Below are 26,470 nucleotides of genomic sequence, written 5' to 3'. Positions count from 1 at the left end.
AAATTGCACCGTGGGGCGGTGAAAAAAAGTCAATTTTTGGGCTTTACGCCACTCAAAAAAAGCATATACTTGCGCCGAAATTTTGGTCTTTTATACCGACGCAATAAGCGTGGTTTTCAGGAGCGCCCATGTTCAAAGCGAGCGACGTCTTAACCGCACGTTATAACGGTGAAAATCTTGCTGCCCTTCAACAGGCCGTGAGTGCTAACTACATTGTTGACGAAGATGCTTATCTGAAAGAACTGGTGCAATTGGTGCCATCATCAGAAGAAGCCATCACGCACACCACCGAGAGCGCAGCTGCACTGGTCGAAAAAGTTCGCGAGCACAGCGGCAAAGTAGGCGTTGATGCCTTTTTGCAACAATACAGTCTCGATACCAAAGAAGGGATCGTATTGATGTGTCTGGCTGAGGCCTTATTGCGGATCCCTGATAGCGCGACAGCAGACGCCCTAATCCAAGATCGACTTTCCCATGGACAATGGTCAAAGCATATGGGCGAGAGTGCTTCTTGGTTAGTCAACTCAGGTACTTGGGGGCTAGTGCTCACCAACTCAGTGATCAATCCCAACGGCATTGCGATGGAGACACCGCGACAGGTGTTCAGACGCTTGACCAAGCGGCTAGGTATGCCGGTCGTTCGCAAAGCAACTTACGCGGCCATGAAAATCATGGGGGCTCAGTTTGTCTTGGGCCGTGATATTAAAGAAGCATTGAAGAAGAGTCGTAAGAATCGCGAAAAAGGTTATACTCACGCCTACGATATGCTCGGCGAGGCAGCTTTAACAGCAGCAGATGCAGCCCGCTACCTAGCTGACTACGTGGATGCGATCAAAGCGGTTGCGGCCGAAAAATTGAATAATCCGGACGCTCCGCGACCAGCAATTTCTATCAAGTTATCAGCACTTCATCCGCGCTATGAAGTTGCAAATCATCAACGCGTTTTAGAAGAGCTCGGCAGTGACTTGAAACAACTTGCTGCGCTTGCACGCGAGCTGAATGTCGGCTTGACCATCGATGCCGAAGAGTGTGATCGACACGAACTCTCACTCGAACTATTCGAACGGGTGTATCGTAGTGGTGTCTGCAAAGGCTGGCCACAGTTTGGAATCGTGGTGCAAGCCTACTCAAAACGTGCATTACCAACCCTATGCTGGCTCACCGCCCTAGCCAATGATGTTGGCGATGAGATACCAGTGCGCTTGGTAAAAGGTGCTTATTGGGATAGCGAAATCAAAGAATGTCAGGTCGGAGGTTTAACCGGATACCCGGTATTCACTCGCAAAGTAAATACTGATATCTCTTACTTAGCGTGCGCCCATTATCTGTTAAGTGATGCCACTAAAGGTGCCATTTACCCGCAGTTTGCGACTCATAATGCACAAACGGTTACAGCAATTCAGCAGCTTAACGCTAATTACCAGCGCGCAATGGAGTTTCAGCGCTTACATGGTATGGGTGATGCGCTTTACGATACGCTACTTGAGCAACAACCCGGTACTCGCGTGCGAATTTATGCACCCGTGGGCGCCCACAAGGAATTACTTCCATACCTAGTGCGGCGCTTGCTCGAAAACGGCGCCAATACTTCGTTTGTGCATAAACTGGTTGACCCAACTGTGCCAGTCGATCAGTTGGTCACTCACCCATTGGTGACAGCGAAGAGCTTTGACACCTTTTATAATTCAAAAATACCTCTGCCAACCGCGATTTTTAGTGATCGCCGGAATTCATTAGGACTCAATATGAACATTCATTCACAAGCCGATGCATTCATTGCCGAAGTCGCGAGTTATCGAGACCATCAATGGCAAGCAGGACCGATCATTAATGGCAAAACTCTCGAGACCCATCATTGTGTTTCGATCACCTCGCCGCAAGAAACTGCGAAGCAAATCGGTACCATTAGCTGGGGTGATAAAGCGTTAGCCGAAGAAGCCCTAATGATTGCTAACAAAGCCTATCGTCGCTGGCGTGATACTGACGTCAATGTGCGTGCTCAAGCCCTTGAGCGGCTTGCTGACTTACTCGAAGAAAATCGCAATGAGTTTGTCGCATTGTGCTGTATCGAAGCGGGTAAAGTCATGCAAGATGGCATCGATGAAGTTCGCGAAGCCGTCGACTTCTGCCGCTATTACGCTGGTGAAGCACGTAAAATGATGGCACAAGGTGTGACCCTACCAGGGCCAACTGGCGAAACGAATGAACTCTTCCTTGAAGGTCGTGGGACTTTTATTTGTATCAGTCCATGGAACTTCCCACTGGCGATTTTCCTAGGACAAATTGCCGCCGCGTTGGTCACTGGTAACTGCGTTATCGCCAAGCCGGCCGAACAGACCGGCTTAATTGCTTACCGTGCGATCCAATTGGCACTGGAAGCAGGTATCCCTGGTGATGTGCTGCACTTTATTCCGGGCAGTGGTGCCGAAGTTGGATCATTTTTGGTGAGCCAAGAGGATATCGGTGGCGTTTGTTTCACCGGCTCAACATACACAGCGCAAGCAATCAACCGCGCGCTTGCTGCACGTACTCGAGCAATCGTGCCATTGGTTGCCGAAACAGGTGGTCAAAATGCCATGCTGATCGATTCGACCGCACTCCCTGAGCAAGCGGCTACGGATATCGTCGCCAGTGCCTTCCAAAGCGCGGGACAACGCTGTTCAGCATTGCGGGTGTTATTCGTGCAAGAAGACATTGCTGATCGTGTCACCGACTTGTTAGTCGGCGCGATGGCTGAGTTAAAAGTTGGCGATCCACTCCTTCATGAGACCGATGTCGGTCCGGTCATTGATGGCATTGCGAAAACTAACCTTGAGCAACACATCAATGATATTTCTCAAGTGGGTCGTATTATTGCCCAAGCAAAAATGCCTGAATATACCAACGGCGGAACCTTTGTCACGCCTACAGCGATCGAAATCGATAGCATCAATCAGTTGGTCAAAGAAAACTTCGGGCCGATACTGCACATCATCCGCTACCGTGCAGATAACTTAGATGAAGTTATTGATACGATTAATGGCACTGGCTATGGCTTGACGTTCGGCATTCACAGTCGCAACGAAACCTTCGCAGCTGATGTTGCGAGCCGTATCGAAGCGGGTAACGTTTATATCAACCGGAATCAGATTGGTGCTGTGGTCGGGGTGCAACCTTTCGGCGGGCGTGGAATGTCAGGAACAGGCCCCAAAGCAGGTGGTCCACACTACTTAAGCCGTTTTGTAACGGAAAAGACGCGGACTAACAACATTACCGCAGTAGGCGGGAACGCCACCTTGTTATCACTCGGTGACTGATCCCGCGATACAATAAAGCGATCTTGATGATAACTGGCGAGTTAAAACTCGCCAGTTTCATGTAAGTACAATGAATCGCTCCCATCTTCGATAGCAGCCAATAAACCATGTACTCTTGGATACAAGCGGGCCATATAGAACTTCGCAGTTTTGGCCTTGCTGGCCAAATATGGGCGCTCCGCAACTAACGGCTCGGCAGTTTTCGCCATCCGCAGCCACATGTAGGCAAAACATACATATCCAATCAAGTGCAAATATTCGACCGCAGCGCCATTGATGACATTTTCGTCACCTTGCATGACTTTAGTCAGCACGCTCTTCGTTGCACGCTCTACCATCTCTAGTCCTTGCTGCAACTGCTGGTATTCTTGTTCAAAGCCCGCAATCGGCCCCTCAGCAAGAAACTTACCAATATCTTCTGCTAGCGGCTTCAGTAATTCACCACGAGAGCCTGCGACCTTACGCCCCAGTAAGTCAAGCGCTTGAATACCGTTGGTGCCTTCATAGATCTGAGCGATACGACAATCACGCACTAACTGCTCTTGGCCCCACTCGCGAACAAAGCCATGACCACCAAGCACCTGCTGACCCAAGATTGTCGCCTCCAGGCCAGTATCCGTTAAGAAGGCTTTGGCAACTGGGGTCAATAATGCAACGAGAGCATCAGCACGGGTTCGCTCAGCGTCATCCTGTGCGTATTTCGCAATGTCTAACTGCTGACCAACGTAGGTTGAAAATGCGCGGCCACCCTCGACAAAAGCCTTCATGGTGAGCAACATCCGGCGGATATCACCATGAACGATGAGCGGATCAGCGTCTTTACTCTGATCTTGTGTTGCTTTTGCACCACGTCCTTGGATGCGGTCATTAGCATACTCTACCGCATTCACATAGGAACGCGCCGCGGCGCCAAGCCCCTGGATACCGACTCCAAGGCGCTCATAGTTCATCATGGTGAACATCGCAGCTAAGCCGCGGTTCGGCTCGCCAACCATCCAGCCTTTTGCGCCATCAAAGTTCATCACACAGGTCGCAGAAGCATGGATCCCCATTTTGTGTTCAATTGAGCCACAGAACACAGGGTTACGCTCGCCTAATGTGCCATCCTCGTTGACTAAGAACTTCGGCACAACAAATAAGCTAATGCCTTTGCTTCCAGCAGGTGCATCAGGCAGCTTAGCAAGGACCAGATGGACAATATTATCAACTAAGTCGTGCTCACCACCGGTGATGAAGATTTTCGTACCTGAAATAGCAAAACTACCGTCATCTTGAGGAACTGCTTTGGTACGCATGATACCCAAGTCGGTACCACAATGTGGCTCGGTCAAACACATTGTTCCGGTCCACTCGCCTGAAATCATGCGCTCTAGGTAAGTTTCTTTAAGCTCTTGGGTCGCATGCAAATCAAGCGTCATAATCGCGCCTGCGGTCAAACCTGAATAGAGCGAGAAAGAAATGTCAGCAGCACAAAGCATCTCTTCGTACTGCGCAGAAATTGATTTTGGCAGCCCCATGCCGCCCCACTCAGGATTCGCCGTTACCCCGACCCAGCCGCCTTCAGCAAGTTGCTGAAATTGCTCTTTGTAGCCTTTAGGAGTGGTGACTTGACCATCTACAAACTTTACCCCTTCCTCATCTGCAGCACGGCAATTTGGAGCGATAAGCGTTTCGGCTAGCTTCGCTCCTTCGTCAATAATTGCCGCAGCGGTATCAAAATCAAGCTCGGCGAGCGGCTCGAAACGAGCCCAGTCTTGATCTACTTTAAAGACGTCCTGCAAGACAAACTGCATGTCTTCTCTTGGTACGCGGTAATCTGCCATGGTTACTACCTCTTGCTATCCTGTCGAAATATTCAAACATGTAATTCAAACAGGTGTTTTAATAGCAGATCTAACCTGGGTTTGTCCAGTCTTCTAAGGCGGGTTGCTGGAAAGCACGGTTGCCGAAACTCAAGACCACATGAGCAGGTGCGATGCGAATAACTTGTAATCCTTGCCATTGCTCGCCTTCGCGTAAACGCACACCACTTAATTCAATCCAACGGCTCGCTTGGCGCGAGGAATATTGGTGACTGTCATATTTAAATGAGGCAATTTGGCGCTGCAATGGTCGACTTAACTCGGCCAAGCTTGGGATCACGGTTGCAGGAACTTGCGCTTCACCACTGGCCGCAAGCGCTTCCTCAAAGTTTGCCAACAGCTCAGGCGATACTTGGTCCAAATTGACCGGCTCGGGTGCGCCTGTTGCTTTACCAGTCGAAATGATTTCACGGCTTGGATTGAGGCGTTGGCCCTGCTGGTCAGTAGGCCAAGTTGGCACGATAATTTGCGTCACCGGACCAAGTTCAAGCTCAGCATTACTTGCCACCACTTGCGTCAATTGCGGTTCAATCACGTGTTGTGGCTCTGGCTGCATGGACATCACCAGCCAAGCCGTCACACTCGCAACGAGAGTAAAAATCACAATACCGAGAACGAGGCGCCAGCTCTTGCCTTTGCGCTCGCTTGCCGCAGTCAACTCGAGCGGTTGCCCGAAGTGAAGTTTCGGCGCCGAATTCTTTTGCAAAGCCTTTAGCACTGATGACATGCCTTAACCTCCCCAGCCTTGTAAACGCGGGCCATTGGCAAAACCACGTGCAGTGAGTGCCGCCAATGTGGTGCCATCAAGTTGACCGGTGACGGGGAGTCCAAATTCCAATTGTGCATTGCGGACCAAACTGACTAAATCTGACTCGGGTTGCTGGGCAATACCGACTAGTTGGCGCTCGAGCCAAGTCTGATACACATCTGAATCGGCGCTCTTGTAATCTGGGGGCAGTTGCCAAATAAGAAGGTAACGCCCATTCCATTCCGCTGCGGGAGTTTGCTCCGTTGACGAAATAAATTGATACCCGCCATCACTCAGCTCCAACAACATCGGATAGCCAATCTGCACCAGCTGATCAAATCTCAGTTGACCTTGTAAGCAACCTAAATCGAATGACTCTAACCAAGGACATAAGGGTTGCTGTTGCGAATAAGCAGGAAGCTGCCAGTTTCGTAGTAACTGGCCAAGTGCATTGTTCGAGTTGACTTCAGCCTTACCTGCGCTTGATTCTTGTACAGTAGAGGCCTCCATAGACGCTCGCGGAGATTCTGAGTTTTGCCAAATAGACGCGAGTATGATGCCGGTCAAAATTGCGATAACCAGCAGCGCGGCCAACATAGGTAATCCGACTCGCGCGGACTTTTGTTGTTGTGAATCACCATCAAGTTCTTGAGCTGCATCATTGACATGCTTCACTGAAACCACTTGCGCTGAATCATTGTACGCCGCTAACAAGGCTCTATCTGCGAGCAAATTTAGCCGCCGTGGAATACCTTCTCTAACTTGGTGAATACGTTTAATCGCCGCTGCAGTAAATATACCTTGGGTCGCTCCCGCCACCTGCAATCGATAATGCACATAACGCTCGGTATCACTCGCTTGCAACGGCAGCAAGTGGTAACGGGCGGTGATACGCTGTGCCAATTGTCTTAATTCCCGTCTGCGGAGAAGGTCTTGCAGCTCAGGCTGACCAATCAAAATGACTCTTAACAATTTTTCTTGGTTGGTCTCGAGGTTGGTTAATAACCGAAGTTGCTCAAGGACCTGCGGCTGTAGATGCTGTGCCTCATCGATAAGCACAACACATTGCTCTCCGGCTTCATGAGCATCGAGTAAAAATTGACTCAATTTGTCGGTGAGTTTTTTATTGGTCAAATTGCGCTTGGCATAGCGAATCCCAAACTCGTCACACAAGGTGGCGAGTAACTCCTGCTCATTAAGCATGGGGTTAAGAATGAAGGCTGTGCGTGTTGTTTCTGGCAACTGCGTCAGCAAAGCTCGAGACACCGTCGTTTTACCGGTGCCGACTTCGCCAGTAAGCAGAATAAAACCACCACTTCCTTGAAGACCATAGCTTAAGTGCGCCAGGGCTTCTTGATGGCGTTCACTCATATAAAGAAATTGTGGATCGGGCGCAATCGAAAACGGTACCGTATGCAGCCCAAAATGATTTAAATACATTGCCATAGTGTTCAAGTTCTGTTGCGAGTATGCTTCAAGTGTAACGACTCACTTGATTAAGAGCTAGTGATTCGCGATCATCTAACTCAACAGAGAGAGATTGATGTGAAAATATATCGTGTAGGTGGAGCAGTTCGCGACCGTTTACTCGGCATCCCGGTAACGGATGTCGACTATGTTGTCGTTGGGGCAACCGCAACGGACATGCTCGACCGTGGTTATCAGCAGGTAGGAAAAGATTTTCCGGTATTCCTGCACCCCCAGACTAAGGCTGAATATGCGCTCGCTCGAACTGAGCGTAAAAGCGGTCGTGGATATCATGGTTTTACCATCAATGCGGCACCAACAGTCACGTTGGAAGAAGACCTGCAACGGCGCGACCTAACCATCAACGCCATGGCAGAAGATGAAACAGGGCACATTATTGACCCCTACCATGGTCAACAAGATCTCAGTCTACGAATCCTTCGACACGTCTCGGACGCCTTCATTGAAGATCCTTTGCGGGTATTACGCGTAGCGCGCTTTGCAGCTCGCTTTGACCATCTTGGTTTCAAAGTTGCTGCTGAGACACTCGAGTTGATGCGCAAGCTGGCTTCGGAGCTCGATAGTTTAAGTCCTGAGCGAGTTTGGCTTGAATTAACGAAGGCGCTTGCAACTGAGCATCCACACATATTTTTTGAAGTCCTTGCAGAAGCCAAGGCTCTCTCACCTTGGTTTAATGAGTTCTCGGATGTTACTGCGCGTGCTCAACTTCGGTCGGTATTTAAAGTTCGTGATAGTGCTGATAGAACCAATCTCGAGCTCAGCTATTTAAGCTTGGTAAGTCCGCTCTCTAAGGAGCAGGTAAAACGCCTCAATCAGCGCTTACGCGTTCCAAAAGAACTCGGTCAGCGCGCCGAGATCTTAGTCGACTATCCGATTTATAAGACGCAACAATTAGACGCTGAGCTTTTCATCGAGTTAATTGAACGTAATGATATGTGGCGTAAGCCCGAGCGTTTAACGGCGATAACAAGAGTATGGCATCGCTTAGGACTGTCCGAAAGCATCCTGAAGAGCCTTAGAAGCATTCATGAACAAGCTTTGAAAATTGATGCGCAAGCGATTTTGAACAGCGCCGAAGGCGAACTTTCCGGTCGCGAACTAGGAGCCGCCATTAAAGCAGCTCGCCGCGACCTCATCAGCGCTCAATTTACCAGAATACAAAAGTAAAAAGCAGCGCTCCTAGCGCCAATCGATAAAGCACAAAAGGCAACATTCCCATCCGCTCGATGACGGTTAGGAATAAGTGAATACAGAGGTACGCGGCAACAAAAGAGACCACGACCCCAATCCAGACAGGTTGCCATTGTACAGCCTCGCCTTGCTCGACTAAGTTGACGCCATGATAAAGGCCGGCCATTGCAATGACAGGAATCGAAAGTAGGAAAGAGAACCTAGCCGCATCAGTTCGGGTCAAACCAAGTAATAAGCCCGCAGTGATCGTAATGCCAGAGCGCGAAGTCCCGGGTATTAACGCAAGCGCTTGGGCAACCCCGATAAGGAGAGCTTGCTTAAACGAGAGTTTCGCCAAATTAGAATGTTCGGCCGCACGCCCATCTGCGTACCAAAGTAACAGGCCAAACAAAATAGTTGTGGTCGCGATAACTAACGCTGAGCGCGCATAATTTTCAATCAGGTCATTGCCAAATAGTCCCGCCAACCCCGCTGGAATGGTTGCGGCAATGATGAACCAAGCAAGCCGTCCATCAGCGTTGTAATTCCCCGTAAAGGAGCCAAACCAGCCCTTCACCAAGCCAAGGACCTCGCGGCGATAATAGGTCACCACTGCAAGCAACGTACCGACATGAACCGCTACATCGAAGGCTAGGCCTTGGTCATTCCATCCTAATAACTGCGACGGCAGGATTAAATGAGCTGAACTTGAAATAGGTAAAAACTCGGTGATGCCTTGAATCAGCGCCAACCAAATTGCTTCAACTGTGCTCATAACATACGTCCCTGTTGTAAGTAAGGTAATTGCGGAAAACTAAACTCGATGGGTTCAAGTTGTTGTGTAGATTCATACTCATCCCAAAGGCTTTGCAGTGTACGCTGTTCAAGCGGATGAATAAAGTTCGGAACCAGCTCAGCCAGTGGCCACAGAACAAACGCGTTATGCAGTATTTCAGCCCTTGGCAGTTGTACGGGGTGCTCCATCACCATCTGATCATAAAGTAATATATCGATATCAAGTGTACGCGGGCTGTATTTTGCAACTCCAGGTTGATGACCAAACCGTATCTCTAACGCCTTACAGCGCTGCTGAATGAACTCAACCGACGCTGCTGTTGTAAAGCCAACCACGAGATTGTAGAAAGGGGCACCATCAAAGCCGACTGCAGCGCTCTCGAACACCCGCGACACGTATAACGGGTTGTCCGCCGTCGCAAATTCTTGATGCAGGGCTATGAGTCCCTCAGTGAGATGATACTGGCGTTGCCGGTTGCTCCCTACCCCTAGCAGTACATGCGTCATGGTTTTATTTTGAGCCTCGCTCGATTTCTACCGCAACGGTTTGCGCCGCCGCGACGGCTTTTGGCTTGCCTACTTTGACCCGTACCCAGCTGACCTTGAAATCCGTTTGAATGAGCGCTGCCGCCTCCTCAGCGATCGTCTCAATTAACTGTCGTGGTCGATCTTGTACCAGCTTCTGCAAGGCTTGACTTACTTTGTCGTAATCTAGCGCCAGCGCAATATCATCAGTTGCCGCCGCAGGCTTATTGTCCCAAGCCATTTCAATATCAAATACCAAAGGTTGCGGAGCATCGTGCTCCCAATCATAGACGCCGATATAGGCATCAATAACGAGTTGCTCAATTAAAACTTTATCCATTCACACCATCACTCTTTGATTCATGGAAATTCGCAATAAATCCCCGTATGCTATAAGCACGATACGTTTCAACGACACAGAGAAGCAAACGTAATGGGCGCGCTGATCATTCTGACTATTCTAACAGCCTACTTATTTGGCTCAATAAGCAGCGCTGTGCTTATCTGTAAACTATTCAAACTGCCTGACCCACGTACCACAGGTTCACACAATCCGGGCGCGACCAATGTTTATCGGATTGGCGGCAAACTCCCCGCAGCGCTAACGCTATTTTTCGATGTCCTCAAGGGCATGATACCCGTGTGGGGCGCATATTTTCTTGGTATAGAACCGTTTTATCTTGGCTTAATCGGTGTTGCGACCTGCCTTGGCCATATTTACCCACTTTATTTTCGCTTCAAAGGCGGTAAAGCCGTCGCAACTGCTCTAGGAGCCATGTTCCCAGTCGCATCAGAAATGGCTCTTCTGCTCATTCTCACCTGGCTCTTGGTGTTTAGAATCAGCAAGGTATCCTCGCTTGCTGCGATCATTACCGTCAGCCTTGCGCCATTTTACGCCTACTGGATTAAGCCACAATACACGGTGCCAACCATCATGATTTCGGTTCTCATCATGTGGCGTCACCAAAGTAATATCGCGCGCTTACGCGCCGGAAGCGAGACCCCTATCAAGCGCCGATAATTCAGCAAGTGGCCAGCGTGGCTTAGTGATCACGGCCAGATCCTGACGTTCGCCTGCAACTAAGCGTTGCGCTCCGGCAAAAGCAATCATCGCACCATTATCGGTACAAAACTCGGGTCTCGGAAAGTAAACCTTACCGCCGACCCTCTGCATAAACTCAGTGAGTTGCTCCCGCAAGGCAATATTGGCACTTACCCCACCTGCGACGACTAAGCGTTTGAGTCCAGTTTGCTCAATCGCACGACGCGCTTTAATCACCAGGGTGTCGATGACCGCCTCTTGAAACGCAAAGGCAATATCAGCAAGCGCTTGCTGTGATTTATCCGAGTCTGCAATGGTGTTTGCAGCGAATGTTTTGAGACCACTAAAGGAGAAGTCGAGACCAGGGCGATCGGTCATAGGGCGTGGGAATCGATATTGCCCAGCCCGCCCCTCTGCGGCAAGCGCAGCGAGTCGTGGGCCACCAGGGTATTCAAGCCCCATGAGTTTAGCGGTTTTATCAAACGCTTCACCGGCTGCGTCATCAATTGACTCACCCAGCAGTTGGTAGGAACCGATGCCACGGACTTCAACCAGTTGCGTGTGGCCGCCAGAAACCAACAGGGCAATAAATGGAAATTCTGGTGCATCATCCTCGAGCATTGGCGCCAGCAGATGACCTTCCATATGATGAACCCCAAGCGCAGGTACGCCGAGTCCGAATGCTAAGCTGCGGCCAATACAACTGCCAACTAGCAAAGCCCCCACTAAACCTGGGCCCATAGTGTATGCCACAGCATCGATGTCGGTGCGCGTCAATTCAGCGTCGGCGAGCGCTTGATCAAGCAACGACAGGGTCTTGCGCACATGGTCGCGCGAGGCGAGTTCTGGCACCACCCCACCGTAATCGGCATGCAGCTTGACCTGTGAGTAGAGTCTATGGGCCAGTAGTCCACGCTCTGTATCGTAGATCGCTACGCCAGTTTCATCACAAGAGCTCTCAATACCTACTACTCGCATGCCGGTCTCACCTGCGCCTAAGATGGCTGAATTAAAGGGCGCATAGTTTACCGTAGCGGACTAGATTGCTCAATCATCAAGGTCTAGCGTCGCGCCTTTTAACGCACTATCGCCGTCATCATCAGTATTCTCACCAGAGAGTTTGATTTTTAAGCGAAGATCGTTTGGTGCATCAGCGTGGCGCAGGGCATTTTCATAGGTAATTCGGCCCTCTTTGTAGAGGTTGAATAGAGCTTGGTCGAAGGTTTGCATTCCCAGCTCAGTTGACTTAGCCATAATTGACTTAATTTCACCCATATCATGTTTCGCAATTTTTTCCGAAACACTTGGAGTATTAAGCAGGATTTCAATCGCTGCGACCCGCTTAACATCGGTGGTTGGAATAAGCTGTTGCGCAACAATACCACGTAAGTTTAATGATAAATCGAACATCAGCTTATTCACCTTGTCCTCGGGAACCATCTGCATGATCCGCTCAATCGCTTGGTTGGCATTGTTGGCGTGCAAGGTTGCCACACACAAGTGGCCAGTTTCGGCGAAAGTTAGTGCATACTCCATCACTTCTTGCGAGCGGATCTCACCCACCATAATCACATCCGGAGCTTGCCGTAATGAACTCTTCAAAGCGGCTTCGAATGACTCTGTATCGGCCCCAACTTCACGCTGCGTTACCATACTTTGACCATGTTGATGCACGAATTCGACAGGATCTTCAATCGTCAAAATATGCCCACGCTAGTGCTGATTCCGATAACCAATGAGGGCCGCCAAACTGGTTGATTTACCTGTCCCGGTGCCACCGACCACTAACATCAAACCACGCTTGGCCATAATTAAATCAACTAAACTCTTAGGCAGATTGAGTTGTTCGACTGTCGGTATTTCAGTCACGATCCGACGAATCACCATTCCGGCTTGTTGTCGCTGCCAAAATGCACTGACCCGGAAACGGCCAATGCCTTCTCGTGCAATCGCAAAATTGGCTTCTTTGTGCTCGAAGAACTCTTCCTCGTGCTCCTTACCGAGAGCTTCTTTCACCACTGCAAGGGCGGCCTCGCTCGATAACCGTTTATCAGTTAGCGGGGTTAATTCACCGTTAACTTTTACACTGGGCGCCAAGCCGGCCGATACAAATAAATCTGAAGCATCGTGCTTAAGCATTGCGGCAAGTAATTTATCGAGAATCATGAACAAGGTCCTTCGCTAGAATTAATTAAAGCTATCTTTGCTGGTTGCTTTGGCTTTAGCATCAACACGAGAAATAAGTCCCAAGTTAAGCAGGTTTTGTAAACTCTGATCGAGTGTCTGCATGCCCTGCGCGGCTCCCGTTTGAATAGATGAATACATCTGCGCTACTTTGTCCTCTCGAATCAGGTTTTTAATCGCTGATGTGGCAATCATGATTTCATGCGCAGCAACACGCCCGCCCCCGACTTTCTTTAACAAAGTTTGTGAAATAACTGCGCGTAGCGACTCTGAGAGCATTGAGCGCACCATGGGCTTCTCATCTCCGGGGAACACATCGACGATCCGGTCAATCGTTTTCGGAGCCGAAGTAGTGTGCAAGGTCCCGAACACCAAATGGCCGGTTTCTGCCGCAGTCATCGCTAATCGAATGGTTTCCAAATCGCGCATCTCACCGACCAAAATAACATCAGGATCTTCCCGCAAAGCGGAACGTAGGGCTGCGTTAAAACTATGGGTATCACGATGCACTTCCCGCTGGTTAATCAGTGCTCGCTTGTTCTTATGAACAAATTCGATCGGATCCTCAATGGTAAGAATATGGTGATACTTATTTTCATTAATGTAATCGATCATCGCCGCCAGTGTGGTTGATTTACCCGAACCGGTTGGTCCAGTCACCAATACTAATCCTCGCGGATAGTCAGAAATCGATTTAAATATTTCCGGCGCGCCGAGTTGATCAAGTGTCAACACATCACTCGGGATAGTCCGTAAAACAGCAGCTGCGCCTCTGTTCTGAACGAACACATTAACCCGGAAGCGAGCTAAGTCAGGAACTTCGAAAGAGAAATCGCATTCTAAGTTTTCTTCGTATTCACGTCGTTGCCGATCGTTCATAATTTCGTAAACCAAGGCTTGTACCTGTTTATGATCAAGCTCTGGTATATTGATCTTGCGAACATCGCCGTCGACCCGAATCAGAGGTGGCGAGCCTGCTGAAAGGTGCAAGTCTGACGATTTGTGTTTTACTGCGAAGCTGAGCAGTTCAGTAATATCCATGTGGTATCCTCATGGGCAACTCAGTGAATTTGATGACAAGGTCACTCTAACGAAAAATATGAACTCGATGAAAAGCATAGCTGAAGGTTTAATTGAAGTCCGTAAACAAATTGCAATTGCCTGCGAAAACTCACAGCGCGAGCAAAGCTCTGTGCAGCTATTAGCTGTGAGCAAGACAAAACCGGCAACGGCTGTCCAAGCAGCTTATCAGCAAGGGCAACACAAATTCGGTGAAAATTATGTGCAGGAACTTGTCACTAAAGCACAACAACTAGCTGATTTGAAAGATATAGAGTGGCACTTTATTGGACCCATTCAATCGAATAAAACGAAAGATATCGCCAAAACAGCGGCGTGGGTTCACTCAGTTGATCGCGCTAAAATTATTCGCCGCTTAGCGGAGCAAAGACCCTCTGGACTGCGGCCTCTCAACGTACTGATTCAAGTTAACATCGATGATGAGGAAACCAAATCAGGAGTTGCTCCGAGTCAAATTGCCGAGCTTGCCGCGCTTGTCGATGATTATCCACAACTCAGATTACGCGGTTTGATGACGATACCGCGAGCTAACAGTGATGAAGCACAACAACAACAAAGTTTCGAGCATATGGCAAACTTGTATTCTGAGCTTTCATCCCAATATCCTGAAGTAGATACACTCTCGATGGGCATGAGCGGTGACCTTGAGTTAGCAATCGCGTGCGGCTCAACACTCGTTCGCGTGGGTACCGCTATATTCGGCGCACGTACCTAGCTCTCCCCATCCCCTAATGGAGGAATTGATGACAACACCTATTCGCAAAATCGGTTTTATTGGCGCTGGAAATATGACCCAAAGTATTGTCGGCGGGATGGTTGCCAGTGGCTACCCAGCGGATCATATTTTTGTAAGTAACCCAAGCACCGCTAAACTCGACAAGTTAAAGAACGAACTCAATGTTCAAACCAGTCAAGACAATGTCGAAATCGCCGAAGCCGCAGAAGTGATAGTGTTGGCTGTCAAACCACAACTTATGGCAGATGTGTGTGAACATTTACGCACAACCGTCACAGATTTAGAAAGCAAACTCATCGTTTCGATTGCTGCAGGTATTCGATTCGATAAATATAGAAACTACTTAAACGAAGATATTCGCATGATTCGGGTGATGCCAAATACCCCCTCTCTGGTTGGTGAGGGTCTATCAGGACTTGTCAGTGATGATCGCGCAACATCTGCCGATTGTGACTTTATTGAACATACTTTCAATGGTGTCGGCAAAAGCGTTTGGGTCGAAAATGAAGATCAACTCGATATTCTTGGGGCAGTAGCAGGTAGTGGCCCCGCGTATTTCTTTGAATTTATGGCGACCTTGCAGAAAGCCGCAGAGGCACTTGGATTTGACCTCGATAAAGCACGTGAAATGGTGCAGCAAACTGCCCTTGGCGCTGCTAAAATGGCATCACACAGTGACCTCGAATTAGCGGATTTGCGCAGTCAGGTGACCAGTAAAGGTGGCTCTACCGCGAAAGGTGTTGAGGTTTACCAGCAAGCTAACCTCGAGCAGATTTCAGCGGATGCAGTTCGCGCTGCGGTGAAGCGCAATCAAGAAATGGCCGAATTATTTTAAGTCTGCCTGATAGTAAAGTGAGTGCATTATGCAATTAATCGAATTTCTGGTTCGAATTGCTTTCGAACTATATCTCATGGTGATGATCTTGCGGGTATGGTTGCAAGTTTCACGGGCCGATTTTTACAACCCCTTGTCGCAGTTCGTGGTCAAAGCAACCAATCCGATCGTAACCCCACTACGCAGTGTCATTCCCACTGTCGGACGCTGGGATTTAGCCGCACTCACGCTTGCTTATGTGATAAGTGTCAGTAAGTTTCTGGCACTATTTGCCATGCTTGGCTACGCATCGAACGTGCCAGACTTGCTCCGTTTCGGGCTGCTAGGACTCGCGCAACAGTTTTTTGATTTGCTCTTTTGGGTACTCATTATTCGCGCCATCATGAGCTGGTTTGTGCAGGGTTATAATCCGATGGTTGGTCTATTGGTGCAACTGACAGAGCCGATTCTCGCCCCTGTGCGCAGAATTATTCCTCCACTTGGCGGACTCGATCTATCCGTGCTGATCGTGCTTATCGCCATTCAAGCCGTGCGCGTTGTGCTTGGCGTTTAATCGAAGCGAAACGGAGATTTGATATGCCGAAGCTACTGCTAATGTTGGCGCTGCTATTAGGCGCTTGGAGCAATTCTGCTGTGGCCGAACAGAGCACTCGGTTAGGGCCGTGGGAAATTCATTATAATGCGTTTAATTCCACCTTCTTAAGAGCGGAAATGGCGCGCCAATATGATATTACCCGAAGCCAAACCAATGCTGTTTTGAACATTGCTGTACTTGCCGCTGAGCTACCCGGTAAGCCAGCACAACAGGTTAATGTGAGCGGTTATGTCATGAACCCACTCAGTCAACAACAACGGTTAGATTTTACTGAGGTGGTTGAGGGCGAAGCTGTCTATTACATTACTGAAGTAGACTTCACTCCCAACGAAAGATTGCGGTTTTTTATAACGGTTAGTGATGGCAACGAACAGCATGAACTGCGCTTCAACCAAGAGTTCTGGAAGAATTAATGTCAAACAAGCAAAAAATCGTGCTGGCCTCCGGTAATAAGGGCAAGTTGCGTGAATTTTCAGAGTTATTTGCACCGTTAGCCATCGAGATTATCCCACAAGGGGAACTTGGGGTAAGTGATGCTGACGAGACTGGCTTGAGCTTTATTGAGAACGCTATTTTGAAAGCGCGTCATGCCGCGGCACTAACCGGACTTCCTGCTTTGGCCGATGATTCAGGTTTGGCCGTCCACGGCTTAAATGGTGAACCTGGAATTTACTCAGCGCGCTACGCCGGTACGGATAAATCAGATACGGCGAATATTGATAAAGTTCTGCAACAGCTCAAAGCGCGTGGAATTGAAAATTCCGCAGCCAGCTTTATTTGTGTGTTAGCGCTTGTCCGTCACGCATCCGACCCAACTCCTATCATCAGCCAAGGCGAGTGGCGGGGAACTATTTTACCTGAACCGAGAGGGCAAGGTGGATTTGGCTACGATCCGATTTTTTGGGTCGCCGCAGAAGGCCTAAGTGCAGCTGAATTACCTGCTGAGCGTAAGCGCGAGATTAGCCATCGTGGTAAGGCGCTACAGCAGCTGCTACCGCAATTAGCGCAGTTGTATCGCTAGACTATGCTGACACTCCCACCACTTTCACTTTATGTGCACATTCCTTGGTGCATTCAAAAGTGTCCCTACTGTGACTTCAACTCTCATGCGCAAAAGGCTGCCCTGCCAGAACAAGAGTACGTAGCGCGCTTACTTGATGATTTGCGCGCCGACTTGAGTTGGGCACAAGGACGCCCCCTTGAGAGTATTTTCATTGGTGGTGGGACTCCGAGCTTGTTCTCCGCTGCTGCAATTGGCGAGCTACTTGATGGCATTAAAGCTCTCTGTAACTTGCACCCAAATTGTGAAATCACGCTGGAGGCAAATCCGGGTACATTTGAGGCGGCACGTTTTTCGGATTATCAACGGGTTGGGGTAAATCGGATATCACTTGGGGTGCAAAGTTTTAATGCAGCGCACCTCGAACGACTGGGTCGCATTCATAATCCAGACCAAGCAGGACAAGCTGCTAAACATCTGCAAGAGCTTGGTTTAGTGAGCTTCAACCTTGATTTAATGCATGGCTTGCCGGAGCAAAGTTTATCCCAAGCTATGGCCGACCTGGATCAAGCGATTGCTCTCCAGCCGCCTCATATTTCCTGGTATCAACTCACCATTGAGCCCAACACTCAGTTTGCGAGTCGCCCACCGCAACTCCCTGAAGATGAACTCTTATGGTCGATCCAAGAACATGGACACGCCAAACTCTTGGCTGCTGGGTACCAACAATACGAGGTGAGCGCTTATGCAAAGCCTGACCATAAAAGTGTTCACAACCAGAATTACTGGCAATTCGGTGATTATCTTGGCATCGGCTGCGGCGCTCACAGCAAGATCACACTTGCCGACGAACAGCGTCTGATTCGTTGTGAAAAGATAAAGCATCCGCGCGGTTACTTGGATTTGACCAAACCGCTGCGTTATCGCCAATGGCAAATCGATACAGATGAGATGATCTTTGAGTTTTTTCTAAATACACTGCGCCTGCGCCAGCCGATTGCGAAGCAGTTATTCGAACAACGAACGGGGCTACCGCGAGCCCGTGCTGATGAAGCCTTAGCTGCCAGTATTGCAACTAATTTAATCGAATCAACGGCACAAGAATGGCGTGTTAGCGAAAAAGGCTATCTATTTTTAAACACCATTCTCGACCAATTACTCTAGCTGGTGCGTTTAAACTGCAGGTCCCAAACACCATGGCCGAGGCGTTCACCGCGCTGTTCAAACTTGGTCAATGGACGATTATCTGGACGCGGGATATAACCATTATCCGCCGCACAGTTCTCGAATCCCGGCGCAGCTTGCAGCACCCCGAGCATATGCTCAGCATAGTTTTCCCAATCGGTAGCCAGATGAATCACTCCACCCAACTTGAGCTTATCGCGCAATAACTGAATGAATTCAGGCTGAATCAAACGGCGTTTATGATGACGCTTTTTATGCCATGGGTCTGGAAAAAATATTTGTACGCAAGACAGGCTCGCTGGAGCAATAGAGTCCGTTAATATCTCGACTGCATCATGCTCGATCACACGTAAATTGCTAACGCTCTGTTGCTCCGCTTCAAGCATGCATGCGCCAACCCCAGGCCGATGCACCTCAACCCCAATAAAGTTCTTCTCAGGAGCGGCCTTAGCCATGGTCACCAGTGAATGCCCCATGCCAAAACCAATTTCTAGGACCGTTTCAGCTTCACGCCCAAAAATCTGATCAAAGTCATATGGCGCAGTTTGGTGCACTAGCCCCATTGAATCCCAGTTACGCTCGATAGCGCCAGCCTGCCCCTTGGTGAGACGGCCTTCGCGTTTTACGAAACTCCGAATACGGCGGATGTACTTTCCCTCAGACAGCGCATTCTCAAGGTTATCTTTACTGGTCATTGTCATCCTTTAAGCAGGTTTGAATAGAAATCGGACGCCATTATGCAAAAAGGCGCAACAAACGCAAGTTTGTTACGCCTTATTCTTATTCGTAACTGAGCTTAGTCTTGGACTGGAACGCGCTCTGTTACTGAAAGTTTCGCTTCGATACGGCGGTTCATCGCACGATTTTCCGCAGAGTCATTGGCAACTTTAGGTCGGCTCTCACCGTAACCGATAGTCGTCACACGACTTGCTGCAATCCCGAAATTATTCACCAAGCTATCACTCACCGCCTTGGCACGACGTTCAGATAACCATTGATTATATTTTTCCTCACCACTTGAATCAGTGTGCCCTTCAATGGTGACGTTAAGTTGTGGATGCTCTTTCATAAACTCAGCTGTATCTGCGATATCTGCTTTTTGGTCAGCCGGAATCCACGATGAATTGAGTGGGAAAATAACCAGCAGCTCGCGGGTAATTTCACGCTCTGCATAGAGTGTACAACCGCTACTATCAACCTTATGGCCCATCGGGGTATCTGCACACTGGTCACGGTCATCACGAACCCCATCACCATCAGTATCGGCAACGACTACTGGAGTAGGCGCTGGTGCAGGCTCTGCCGGTGCTGCTGATTCGTAGGTTGAGGCAGTCGACTCACTAAAGCCGAAGTAATAACGCAACGTGGTCAAAACCATAAATTCGGTCAAGTTCCCATCATTTTGCTGAACCGCACCTTCAACAGTAAAAGCTAAATTATCAGCAACAAAATCCTTATAACCCGCACTTACGCGTACAAAACGGTTATTAATTTCACCAAGTTTCGTTTGATTTAAGCCCACACCCGCATAAATATTTTGGTTAAAGTTGTAGAGCACATCGAATCCAAAAATACGACCGTCTACACTGCCTGATTGTTGTGTATCACCATTCAGGTAATCATAATAAGCTCGATAACCCCACTCAGGAGTGAAGTTAAATCCAACTTCAACACCACCAAAGATGCTATCCAAACCACCGGCAAAGCTAACGACTTGCGTCCCATCTAGACCTAAACGTTCTGAGTCAGTCCCATATAGACCAATTCGAGGTCCAACATAAAACTTTTCAACTGCACTCTCATTGTCCTGCGCAGACGCTATAGAAGGTGCTGCGAGAAGCGATGCTAAAATAGCAGATGAAATGACCTTTGAATGTTTCATGAGAGTCTCCCTGTTGTATTTCTCAATCACCAATTTAAAATCCACTACTATTATAGAACAAATTACTTTCATTTGCTTTGTAAATTTAATCTTTACACAAGCTTTGCATGGCTTCCTTTTATGATGTTGAAACCTGAATATTTTCAAGAGGTTGTTTTAAATTGGCAGGCGCAATATGGACGCCATGATTTGCCCTGGCAGCAGCATATAACGCCCTATAAAGTGCTGGTCAGTGAAATTATGTTGCAACAAACTCAGGTCAAAACCGTGATCCCGTATTTCCAGCGCTGGCTCGCGCGTTTCCCGGACATTGCCAGCTTAGCAGCTGCAGCTGAAGATGATGTGATGAGCTGTTGGCAAGGACTCGGTTACTATTCCCGAGCGAGAAATCTTCATAAGACCGCAAAATATGTGGTTCATGAACTAGCTGGCGAAATCCCCAAAACTCCAGCCGAACTACGCGAGGTACCCGGAGTTGGCCCGTACACTGCCGGTGCAATAACTGCGTTTGCCTACAACGAGCCAGGAACAATTGTTGATGGAAATGTGAAGCGACTATTTGCGCGCCTGTTTGAACTTGAGGGGAACCTTAATACAGGCGCCCGCCATCGGGAATTATGGGAGTTAGTCGAGCGCTACACCCCGACCACCAACAACCGACAATTTGCCCAGGGCTTACTTGATCTAGGGGCAACCATCTGCACTCCGCGCCAGCCTAGATGTCAGGAATGCCCGTTACAGTTAAAGTGCAAGGCATTTAGCCATAATACTGTGAATGAGTTTCCGCAACGATTTAAAAAATCCCCACTACCAACACGTTCAGGATATTTTGTGCTCAACAAAAGTGATGCAGGTATTGTGCTAGAACAGCGCCCAGCAGATACGATTTGGCCGCGCTTGTGGGCGCTTCCAGAACTTGTTGACGAAGATACAGAAGCGCCTGTTCTTGGACGTTTTAAGCATACCTTTTCTCACTACAAGTTAGATGCTGTGGTCTACCAAGGCGCAGAGTTTAAGACAAACAACCTCACTAAACGCTTCGCGATCGACCAGCTACAAGACATCGGTATGCCAGCCCCTATCCGTAAATTCATCGAACAGCATTTGCTTAAGCCCGCGGACAACAATTAGAATAGCCCATCAAACTGATAGCAGAGAGAGCGATATGAGCCGTACCGTATACTGTCAATATCTAAAAGAAGAAGCTGAAGGCCTGGATTTTCAACTCTATCCCGGCGAGCTCGGTCAGCGAATTTTCGAGAATATTTCGAAGCAAGCTTGGGCTGAATGGCAGAAAAAGCAGACCATGCTGATCAACGAAAAGCGTCTCAACCTGATGGATCCAGAAGCGCGCGCTTTTCTCGAGCAAGCCATGGTCGATTTCTTATTCGAAGGAAAAGAAATTGAGATCGAAGGGTATCAGCCTCCTTCATCCTAACCAACACAAACTGAGTGTTGCCGCACTTAAAGCCTCCTTCTGGAGGCTTTTTTTGTTTTTATCTGGGTATTTATTCATCCTAGAAGGGTATTTATACAGATTATTACAATCAATACCTACCATAACCTTTATTGATACCTGCAAACTCGCCTAGAACGGCAAAATATGTTAGAGTACGAACAATTTTTCAGTAAGGAGATTTAACGGTTATGCAAATGCCTACATGGCGTCGAGCAGTCTTAAAAGTCGGGAGCGCACTCATCGCTCCCGATGCACAAGGTACGAGTTCTAAGTATTTGCTTGCGATTGCGCGCTTTATTATTGAGTGTCACGAGCGCGGCCAAGAAATTGTCCTCGTTTCGTCAGGCAGCGCAGCTGCTGGGCGCAAACACATCGAATATGATGGAGACTCATTGCCAGTTACAGTCAAAAAAGCAATGGCAGCAGTTGGTCAAAACGACATGATGGCGAACTGGTCGCGGTTTTTTGACTTCCCTTGTGCGCAGGTACTGATGACCCATGGTGATTTGCGTAACCGTAAACGCTATATCTCTGTTCGAGATACGATTTATACCCTGCTTGAGCACGATGTCTTACCCATAGTGAACGAAAACGATGCGCTCGCAACAGACGAATTAAAAGTCGGTGATAATGACAACCTTGCAGCAATGGTTGCGACCGTTGTTCATGCCGATGCGCTGTTCATTTGTTCAGACATTGATGGCTTGTATGATGCCGACCCTCGGGTAAAACCAGATGCTGAAAAGATCGAGGTGGTCGAGGATATTACTCCAGAGATTTTTGCCTTAGCCGGAGGCACAACCAATGCCATCGCAACGGGCGGAATGCGAACCAAAATAGAAGCTGCCGAGAAGGCAACTTCGCATGGTATCGATACCTACATCGTCAATGGCCGCAAAGGCGAAACCTTCGAACAACTGTTACAAGGCTTCAACCCAGGTACGTTATTTAAAGGTAAGCCTGAGCCTATGAACAACAAAACACATTGGCTACGTCATACCTTGATTTCTAAAGGGGAAGTTTTTGTCGACCAAGATGCCGCGCACGCTATTCGCGAAGGCGATGGTTTAAGTACCCTCGAAATTGTCGATATTGCCGGTGATTTTAATCGTGGCGACGCAGTTCTGATTCGCAGTCAAGAAACTCACGACGCGATTGGTAAAGGAATTTCTCAATACAGCTCACATGAGTTGCTGCACTTGAAAGGGCAAGACGCCAGTCTTATTGCCGAACAGTTCGGTTACACGCCGAAAACTCAAGTGATTGAGAGTCAAGATTTAACCACATTGGAGGATGCATGAGTACCGAATCTGCAGAGCAGATTGCAAAACGCGCAGCAACCGCAGCAAAAGCGGTCGCGAACTTAACGACAGCAGAAAAAAATACTGTGTTAGAACGCATGGCAAACGCCTTGCGTGCGGCTACAGATGAAATTATCGCAGTCAATCAAACCGACTTAACTGCCGGGCAAGAGAAAGGCTTAGCAGCAGCAATGCTCGATCGCCTCGCGCTAGATGAGGCGCGTATCGAAGACATGGCAACAGCTATCGAGGAAATTATTGAACTCGACGATCCAGTCGGCGAACGTTATCCGCTTACGACACGTCCGAATGGGCTGCAAGTGGATAAAATGCGGATTCCTTTAGGCGTTATTTGCATGATCTATGAAGCGCGTCCAAACGTCACCGCTGATGCCGGTGCCTTGTGCTTCAAATCAGGTAATGCGATTATTCTGCGCTGCGGTCGCGAAGCCATTGAATCAAGTAAAGCCATTGCTGCGGCTCTTCATCAGGCGCTAATCGATAGCGATTTACCCGCAGATGTGATCACAGTCGTTCCAACGCCTGATCGCAATTTATTGCTCGACCTGATGCAGCAGAAAGACTATATCGATTTAGTGATTCCACGCGGCGGCGAAGGCCTGATTCACTTTGTGAGTGACAACAGCAAAATCCCTGTCATTCAACACTACAAAGGGGTCTGTCACTTATACGTCGATAAAGATGCAAATCTTGAGACAGCGCTTAATTTATTGCTCAATGGTAAGACCCAGCGAACCGGAGTCTGTAATGCACTTGAAGGCTTGCTGGTTCACCAAGATATTGCTGATAAATTTTTACCGTTGGCCGCTGCTGCATTAGCAGAAAAAGACGTCAAAATTCATGCTGACCAAGCATCAGCTCGCTTCTTCGACAAGCCAGACATTATTGCTGATGATGCGTTTGGCGAAGAATATCTCGCTCTAGAACTTGCGGTACGCACAGTTGCAGACTTTGATCACGCACTACAGCATATTGATCAGTTTGGCAGTGGCCATACCGAAGTGATTGCGACCGAAAATAAAGCAACAGCTGAGCGCTTTATTCGCGAAGTTGATTCGGCGGTAACCATGGCCAATGCCTCATCACGCTTTAGTGATGGTGGCCAACTTGGGCTAGGCGCCGAAATTGGTATCTCGACCAGCAAGCTACACGCTTATGGTCCGATGGGGTTGCAAGCGCTCACAACAGAGAAGTTTGTGGTCACTGGTACCGGCCAAACTCGAGCTTAACCAGCCTTAATATGGCTGCGATAGGCTTCAACTAGGAGTGGCCAATCGCACTCCTCATCCCACGCAAAAGTCAGTGCCTTGGCACTGGCTTTTTCATTTTCTTTGCGGAACGATCGTAACAGCCGCTCTAAATTCTTCTCACGCCAATCACCCTCAGCCTTAAATCCGCATTTATCAAAATCGACAATCCAAGCTTTGCCTGCTTGATCCAACATCAAGTTATGACAGTTTAAATCTGAATGGTAGACGCCTGCTTTATGCAATTCGGCAATTGCTATACCGAGCTTTTGCCACTCAGGAGCTTCAATCTTTGCCTCGCTTAAGCGTTTAAAAATATCGACAGCACCTGGGATCACCTCAACCATAATATCGGCACGATACCCCCATACCGGTGCTGCTTCAAAGTGCGCAGCTACAGGTCGTGGCACAGGCAGCTCGAGTTCACGCAACTTCAACAATAAGGCGAACTCCGCCATCGCACGACTATGGACAATGGGCTCGCGCTTGAACCGGTCGGTATTGAATTTACCGACTAAGCCACCTCGATAATAATGGCGCAACAAAATCTGATGCGGGCCATGTTGAATAAAAAATGCTTTTGCTCTGCCGGTTGCTGCCCCGACAACTGCGTCGTGCTGTTGCCAATATTCGGGCTTAAACTGTTCGGCTGATAACTCGGAGAAAAAATCACTATCAAACCAAATCTGATGGCTCGTTGAAAGTTCAGTCGTCTTAATCATTTTCATTGTCCTTAGCGGAACATTGTGCGGTTCATTTTTCGGCACCGGGAGATAGTTTTGAACTAACTCGAACATCCGCTGCGTCGCGCCATAATCTTGCGCGAATTCCTCTCTAGCGCGCTGTACTGATTGCTGTGCCTGGGTAGGCTCAAAACGACCTAAAGCCTGACTAAGTGTGTCAGCATCGGTCACCCAACTTACGCTCTGAACGGCATCGAGTCGCTGATAAAGGGTTTCAAAATTAAAAACATGTGGTCCAGACAAAACAGCTGTATTTGCCGCAATCGCTTCAAGTGGATTATGACCGCCACGCTCAATCAAACTCCCCCCGATAAAGGCGACATCTGCAGCTGCATACCACAGCAACAGTTCACCCATAGTGTCACCGACTAGAATATCGGTATCAGTATCTAATTGCTCGTGTTGAGAGCGCCGTTGCACCCGTAATTGTGTAGCTTGAGCGAGCTCATATACCGCCTCAAAGCGCTCGGGATGACGCGGGACAATAATCAATAAACTCCCAGGGCGTTGCTGAAGTAATTGCTTATGAGCTGCCAGAATAAGTTCGTCTTCGCCCGCGTGAGTGCTCGCTGCAACCCAGATAAAACGGTTTTGCTGTTGGCGAAGATTCAACCCTTGTTGTTGAATTAAGTCGGGGACTTGAGCATCTAATTTAAGGTTACCGAGCACAGCTCCAGCATTTTTAGCTAAACCCAAGGCTTGCATGCGCTCAAGAGTAGCTTGATCCTGAGTGGCTACGAAACTTAGGCGCTGCCAAACGGGACCAATCAGTTTGCCCCACCGCTGATAGCCACGTGCAGAGCGCTCAGATAATCGGGCATTGAGCAATATAACCGGGATATCACGGTGCTGAGCGTAAGCCAACAAATTTGGCCATAACTCGGTTTCTAGAATTAAAATTGCTCGCGGTTGAAGCGCATCAATAAACCGCTTAACTGCGTGATTCTGATCAACCGGCAAGTACCGATACATGACTTTATCACCGAACATCTTGCGGGCGAGGTTATCCGCTGTTGGCGTCATTGAGGTCAAGGTGATAGGTAAGCTTGGATAGGTCGCGATGACCTGCTCAATCAAAGCTCGCGCGGCAACCGTCTCCCCCACCGAAACACAATGAATGAGAATGCCATCTCGGCTCTGTGGCGGATAATCCCCGCGCCCTACGCGCTCAGACCAGCGCTCGCGATAGGCGCTGGCTTTGCGCCCTCGCCACCAAAAGTATCCCCGCGCGAGCGGCACAGCCAGCGTCATTATGCCCCGATAAAGAGCCGTCATG

24 protein-coding genes and 1 pseudogene are annotated in these 26,470 nt (G+C 48.7%); 13 read left to right on the top strand and 12 right to left on the bottom strand.

The features are described 5' to 3' along the window. The first annotated feature begins 128 nt into the window (after positions 1-128). The gene (gene putA, locus CWI83_RS00190) at positions 129-3,296 is read left to right on the top strand and encodes a bifunctional proline dehydrogenase/L-glutamate gamma-semialdehyde dehydrogenase PutA (RefSeq protein ID WP_126824109.1); all 3,168 of its coding nucleotides are present in this window, start codon (positions 129-131) and stop codon (positions 3,294-3,296) included. Positions 3,297-3,337: 41 nt separating this feature from the next. Here putA and CWI83_RS00185 read toward each other — a convergent pair whose 3' ends face one another. The 3 genes from CWI83_RS00185 to CWI83_RS00175 form a co-directional block, all read right to left on the bottom strand. Then, complete coding sequence (locus CWI83_RS00185; RefSeq protein ID WP_126824106.1) at positions 3,338-5,119, bottom strand: acyl-CoA dehydrogenase C-terminal domain-containing protein; 1,782 nt, start codon at positions 5,117-5,119, stop codon at positions 3,338-3,340. Positions 5,120-5,189: 70 nt separating this feature from the next. After that, complete coding sequence (locus tag CWI83_RS00180) at positions 5,190-5,885, bottom strand: general secretion pathway protein GspB (protein ID WP_126824103.1); 696 nt, start codon at positions 5,883-5,885, stop codon at positions 5,190-5,192. Between the two features lie 3 nt (positions 5,886-5,888). After that, positions 5,889-7,352, bottom strand: coding sequence for an ExeA family protein (locus CWI83_RS00175; RefSeq protein WP_338053316.1), 1,464 nt, complete (start codon positions 7,350-7,352; stop codon positions 5,889-5,891). A gap of 99 nt (positions 7,353-7,451) precedes the next feature. Between CWI83_RS00175 and CWI83_RS10665 the strand changes: the two genes are divergently transcribed. Beyond that, complete coding sequence (locus CWI83_RS10665; protein WP_126824100.1) at positions 7,452-8,561, top strand: tRNA nucleotidyltransferase/poly(A) polymerase-related protein; 1,110 nt, start codon at positions 7,452-7,454, stop codon at positions 8,559-8,561. Here the strand turns inward: CWI83_RS10665 and CWI83_RS00165 are convergent. From CWI83_RS00165 to folB, 3 genes are read right to left on the bottom strand one after another with little or no spacing between them, the layout of a single operon-like run. Then, positions 8,542-9,339 (bottom strand): undecaprenyl-diphosphate phosphatase, encoded by a 798-nt coding sequence (locus tag CWI83_RS00165; RefSeq protein ID WP_126824097.1) that lies wholly within the window; start codon positions 9,337-9,339, stop codon positions 8,542-8,544. The genes CWI83_RS10665 and CWI83_RS00165 overlap by 20 nt on opposite strands. Next, a complete protein-coding gene (folK, locus tag CWI83_RS00160) occupies positions 9,336-9,866 on the bottom strand; it encodes a 2-amino-4-hydroxy-6-hydroxymethyldihydropteridine diphosphokinase (RefSeq protein ID WP_126824094.1) in 531 nt (176 codons plus the stop codon). The genes CWI83_RS00165 and folK overlap by 4 nt, the downstream gene beginning before the upstream one ends. A 4-nt stretch (positions 9,867-9,870) precedes the next feature. Then, complete coding sequence (folB, locus tag CWI83_RS00155; RefSeq protein WP_126824092.1) at positions 9,871-10,224, bottom strand: dihydroneopterin aldolase; 354 nt, start codon at positions 10,222-10,224, stop codon at positions 9,871-9,873. A 93-nt stretch (positions 10,225-10,317) separates the two neighbouring features. Here folB and plsY point away from each other — a divergent pair, with 93 nt between their 5' ends. Continuing rightward, the gene (gene plsY, locus CWI83_RS00150) at positions 10,318-10,905 is read left to right on the top strand and encodes a glycerol-3-phosphate 1-O-acyltransferase PlsY (RefSeq protein WP_126824089.1); all 588 of its coding nucleotides are present in this window, start codon (positions 10,318-10,320) and stop codon (positions 10,903-10,905) included. On the opposite strand, the gene tsaD is transcribed toward plsY, so the two are convergent. The 3 genes and pseudogenes from tsaD to CWI83_RS00135 all read right to left on the bottom strand — a co-directional run bounded on the left by tsaD (position 10,867) and on the right by CWI83_RS00135 (position 14,151). Next, positions 10,867-11,904, bottom strand: coding sequence for a tRNA (adenosine(37)-N6)-threonylcarbamoyltransferase complex transferase subunit TsaD (gene tsaD / locus CWI83_RS00145; RefSeq protein WP_126824086.1), 1,038 nt, complete (start codon positions 11,902-11,904; stop codon positions 10,867-10,869). The two genes, plsY and tsaD, sit on opposite strands and share 39 nt — an antisense overlap. 69 nt (positions 11,905-11,973) lie before the next feature. Beyond that, positions 11,974-13,092: pseudogene (locus tag CWI83_RS00140) on the bottom strand (PilT/PilU family type 4a pilus ATPase). Between the two features lie 21 nt (positions 13,093-13,113). Beyond that, on the bottom strand, positions 13,114-14,151 hold the full coding sequence (locus tag CWI83_RS00135) for a type IV pilus twitching motility protein PilT (protein ID WP_126824083.1): 1,038 nt from the start codon (positions 14,149-14,151) through the stop codon (positions 13,114-13,116). Between the two features lie 67 nt (positions 14,152-14,218). Between CWI83_RS00135 and CWI83_RS00130 the strand changes: the two genes are divergently transcribed. The 6 genes from CWI83_RS00130 to hemW are packed head-to-tail and all read left to right on the top strand — an operon-like array spanning position 14,219 to position 18,520. Then, positions 14,219-14,905: a YggS family pyridoxal phosphate-dependent enzyme gene (locus tag CWI83_RS00130; RefSeq protein WP_126825968.1), complete on the top strand. Its 687-nt coding sequence runs from the start codon at positions 14,219-14,221 to the stop codon at positions 14,903-14,905. 28 nt (positions 14,906-14,933) lie between these two features. Then, complete coding sequence (gene proC, locus CWI83_RS00125; protein ID WP_126824080.1) at positions 14,934-15,761, top strand: pyrroline-5-carboxylate reductase; 828 nt, start codon at positions 14,934-14,936, stop codon at positions 15,759-15,761. 28 nt (positions 15,762-15,789) lie between these two features. Further along, positions 15,790-16,314: a YggT family protein gene (locus CWI83_RS00120; RefSeq protein WP_126824077.1), complete on the top strand. Its 525-nt coding sequence runs from the start codon at positions 15,790-15,792 to the stop codon at positions 16,312-16,314. A gap of 23 nt (positions 16,315-16,337) precedes the next feature. After that, on the top strand, positions 16,338-16,769 hold the full coding sequence (locus CWI83_RS00115) for a DUF4426 domain-containing protein (protein WP_126824074.1): 432 nt from the start codon (positions 16,338-16,340) through the stop codon (positions 16,767-16,769). Next, complete coding sequence (gene rdgB, locus CWI83_RS00110) at positions 16,769-17,377, top strand: RdgB/HAM1 family non-canonical purine NTP pyrophosphatase (protein WP_126824072.1); 609 nt, start codon at positions 16,769-16,771, stop codon at positions 17,375-17,377. Before CWI83_RS00115 ends, rdgB begins: the two co-directional genes overlap by 1 nt. A 6-nt stretch (positions 17,378-17,383) precedes the next feature. Further along, complete coding sequence (gene hemW, locus CWI83_RS00105) at positions 17,384-18,520, top strand: radical SAM family heme chaperone HemW (RefSeq protein WP_198677237.1); 1,137 nt, start codon at positions 17,384-17,386, stop codon at positions 18,518-18,520. Here hemW and trmB read toward each other — a convergent pair. Continuing rightward, positions 18,517-19,242, bottom strand: coding sequence for a tRNA (guanosine(46)-N7)-methyltransferase TrmB (trmB, locus tag CWI83_RS00100; protein WP_126824067.1), 726 nt, complete (start codon positions 19,240-19,242; stop codon positions 18,517-18,519). The genes hemW and trmB overlap by 4 nt on opposite strands. Before the next feature lie 95 nt (positions 19,243-19,337). Continuing rightward, a complete protein-coding gene (locus tag CWI83_RS00095) occupies positions 19,338-20,423 on the bottom strand; it encodes an OmpA family protein (RefSeq protein ID WP_157980342.1) in 1,086 nt (361 codons plus the stop codon). A gap of 120 nt (positions 20,424-20,543) precedes the next feature. Here CWI83_RS00095 and mutY point away from each other — a divergent pair, with 120 nt between their 5' ends. From mutY to CWI83_RS00075, 4 genes are all read left to right on the top strand, one after another. Continuing rightward, positions 20,544-21,554: an A/G-specific adenine glycosylase gene (gene mutY / locus CWI83_RS00090; RefSeq protein ID WP_126824061.1), complete on the top strand. Its 1,011-nt coding sequence runs from the start codon at positions 20,544-20,546 to the stop codon at positions 21,552-21,554. A 34-nt stretch (positions 21,555-21,588) separates the two neighbouring features. Continuing rightward, positions 21,589-21,861, top strand: coding sequence for an oxidative damage protection protein (locus CWI83_RS00085; RefSeq protein ID WP_126824058.1), 273 nt, complete (start codon positions 21,589-21,591; stop codon positions 21,859-21,861). A 209-nt stretch (positions 21,862-22,070) separates the two neighbouring features. Then, positions 22,071-23,183, top strand: coding sequence for a glutamate 5-kinase (gene proB / locus CWI83_RS00080; protein ID WP_126824056.1), 1,113 nt, complete (start codon positions 22,071-22,073; stop codon positions 23,181-23,183). Then, positions 23,180-24,433, top strand: coding sequence for a glutamate-5-semialdehyde dehydrogenase (locus CWI83_RS00075; RefSeq protein ID WP_126824053.1), 1,254 nt, complete (start codon positions 23,180-23,182; stop codon positions 24,431-24,433). The genes proB and CWI83_RS00075 overlap by 4 nt, the downstream gene beginning before the upstream one ends. Here CWI83_RS00075 and waaA read toward each other — a convergent pair. Further along, positions 24,430-26,469, bottom strand: a complete 2,040-nt coding sequence (gene waaA / locus CWI83_RS00070; protein WP_126824050.1) for a lipid IV(A) 3-deoxy-D-manno-octulosonic acid transferase — start codon at positions 26,467-26,469, stop codon at positions 24,430-24,432. The two genes, CWI83_RS00075 and waaA, sit on opposite strands and share 4 nt — an antisense overlap. Between the last annotated feature and the right edge of the window lies 1 nt (position 26,470).

Source organism: Pseudidiomarina taiwanensis (genome assembly GCF_003987435.1).
In the GTDB taxonomy this organism is placed as follows: domain Bacteria; phylum Pseudomonadota; class Gammaproteobacteria; order Enterobacterales; family Alteromonadaceae; genus Pseudidiomarina; species Pseudidiomarina taiwanensis.
Note: the sequence above shows the minus strand (reverse complement) of the source record. Positions and strands in the feature narration are given on the sequence as shown.

Excerpts from the sequence above, each read along its gene's own strand:
- putA (WP_126824109.1), top strand. The coding sequence starts at position 129 with ATGTTCAAAGCGAGCGACGTCTTAACCGCACGTTATAACGGTGAAAAT.
- CWI83_RS00185 (WP_126824106.1), bottom strand. The coding sequence starts at position 5,119 with ATGGCAGATTACCGCGTACCAAGAGAAGACATGCAGTTTGTCTTGCAG.
- CWI83_RS00180 (WP_126824103.1), bottom strand. The coding sequence starts at position 5,885 with ATGTCATCAGTGCTAAAGGCTTTGCAAAAGAATTCGGCGCCGAAACTT.
- CWI83_RS00175 (WP_338053316.1), bottom strand. The coding sequence starts at position 7,352 with ATGGCAATGTATTTAAATCATTTTGGGCTGCATACGGTACCGTTTTCG.
- CWI83_RS00165 (WP_126824097.1), bottom strand. The coding sequence starts at position 9,339 with ATGAGCACAGTTGAAGCAATTTGGTTGGCGCTGATTCAAGGCATCACC.
- folK (WP_126824094.1), bottom strand. The coding sequence starts at position 9,866 with ATGACGCATGTACTGCTAGGGGTAGGGAGCAACCGGCAACGCCAGTAT.
- folB (WP_126824092.1), bottom strand. The coding sequence starts at position 10,224 with ATGGATAAAGTTTTAATTGAGCAACTCGTTATTGATGCCTATATCGGC.
- plsY (WP_126824089.1), top strand. The coding sequence starts at position 10,318 with ATGGGCGCGCTGATCATTCTGACTATTCTAACAGCCTACTTATTTGGC.
- tsaD (WP_126824086.1), bottom strand. The coding sequence starts at position 11,904 with ATGCGAGTAGTAGGTATTGAGAGCTCTTGTGATGAAACTGGCGTAGCG.
- CWI83_RS00135 (WP_126824083.1), bottom strand. The coding sequence starts at position 14,151 with ATGGATATTACTGAACTGCTCAGCTTCGCAGTAAAACACAAATCGTCA.
- CWI83_RS00130 (WP_126825968.1), top strand. The coding sequence starts at position 14,219 with ATGAAAAGCATAGCTGAAGGTTTAATTGAAGTCCGTAAACAAATTGCA.
- proC (WP_126824080.1), top strand. The coding sequence starts at position 14,934 with ATGACAACACCTATTCGCAAAATCGGTTTTATTGGCGCTGGAAATATG.
- CWI83_RS00120 (WP_126824077.1), top strand. The coding sequence starts at position 15,790 with ATGCAATTAATCGAATTTCTGGTTCGAATTGCTTTCGAACTATATCTC.
- CWI83_RS00115 (WP_126824074.1), top strand. The coding sequence starts at position 16,338 with ATGCCGAAGCTACTGCTAATGTTGGCGCTGCTATTAGGCGCTTGGAGC.
- rdgB (WP_126824072.1), top strand. The coding sequence starts at position 16,769 with ATGTCAAACAAGCAAAAAATCGTGCTGGCCTCCGGTAATAAGGGCAAG.
- trmB (WP_126824067.1), bottom strand. The coding sequence starts at position 19,242 with ATGACAATGACCAGTAAAGATAACCTTGAGAATGCGCTGTCTGAGGGA.
- CWI83_RS00095 (WP_157980342.1), bottom strand. The coding sequence starts at position 20,423 with ATGAAACATTCAAAGGTCATTTCATCTGCTATTTTAGCATCGCTTCTC.
- mutY (WP_126824061.1), top strand. The coding sequence starts at position 20,544 with ATGATGTTGAAACCTGAATATTTTCAAGAGGTTGTTTTAAATTGGCAG.
- CWI83_RS00085 (WP_126824058.1), top strand. The coding sequence starts at position 21,589 with ATGAGCCGTACCGTATACTGTCAATATCTAAAAGAAGAAGCTGAAGGC.
- proB (WP_126824056.1), top strand. The coding sequence starts at position 22,071 with ATGCAAATGCCTACATGGCGTCGAGCAGTCTTAAAAGTCGGGAGCGCA.
- CWI83_RS00075 (WP_126824053.1), top strand. The coding sequence starts at position 23,180 with ATGAGTACCGAATCTGCAGAGCAGATTGCAAAACGCGCAGCAACCGCA.
- waaA (WP_126824050.1), bottom strand. The coding sequence starts at position 26,469 with ATGACGGCTCTTTATCGGGGCATAATGACGCTGGCTGTGCCGCTCGCG.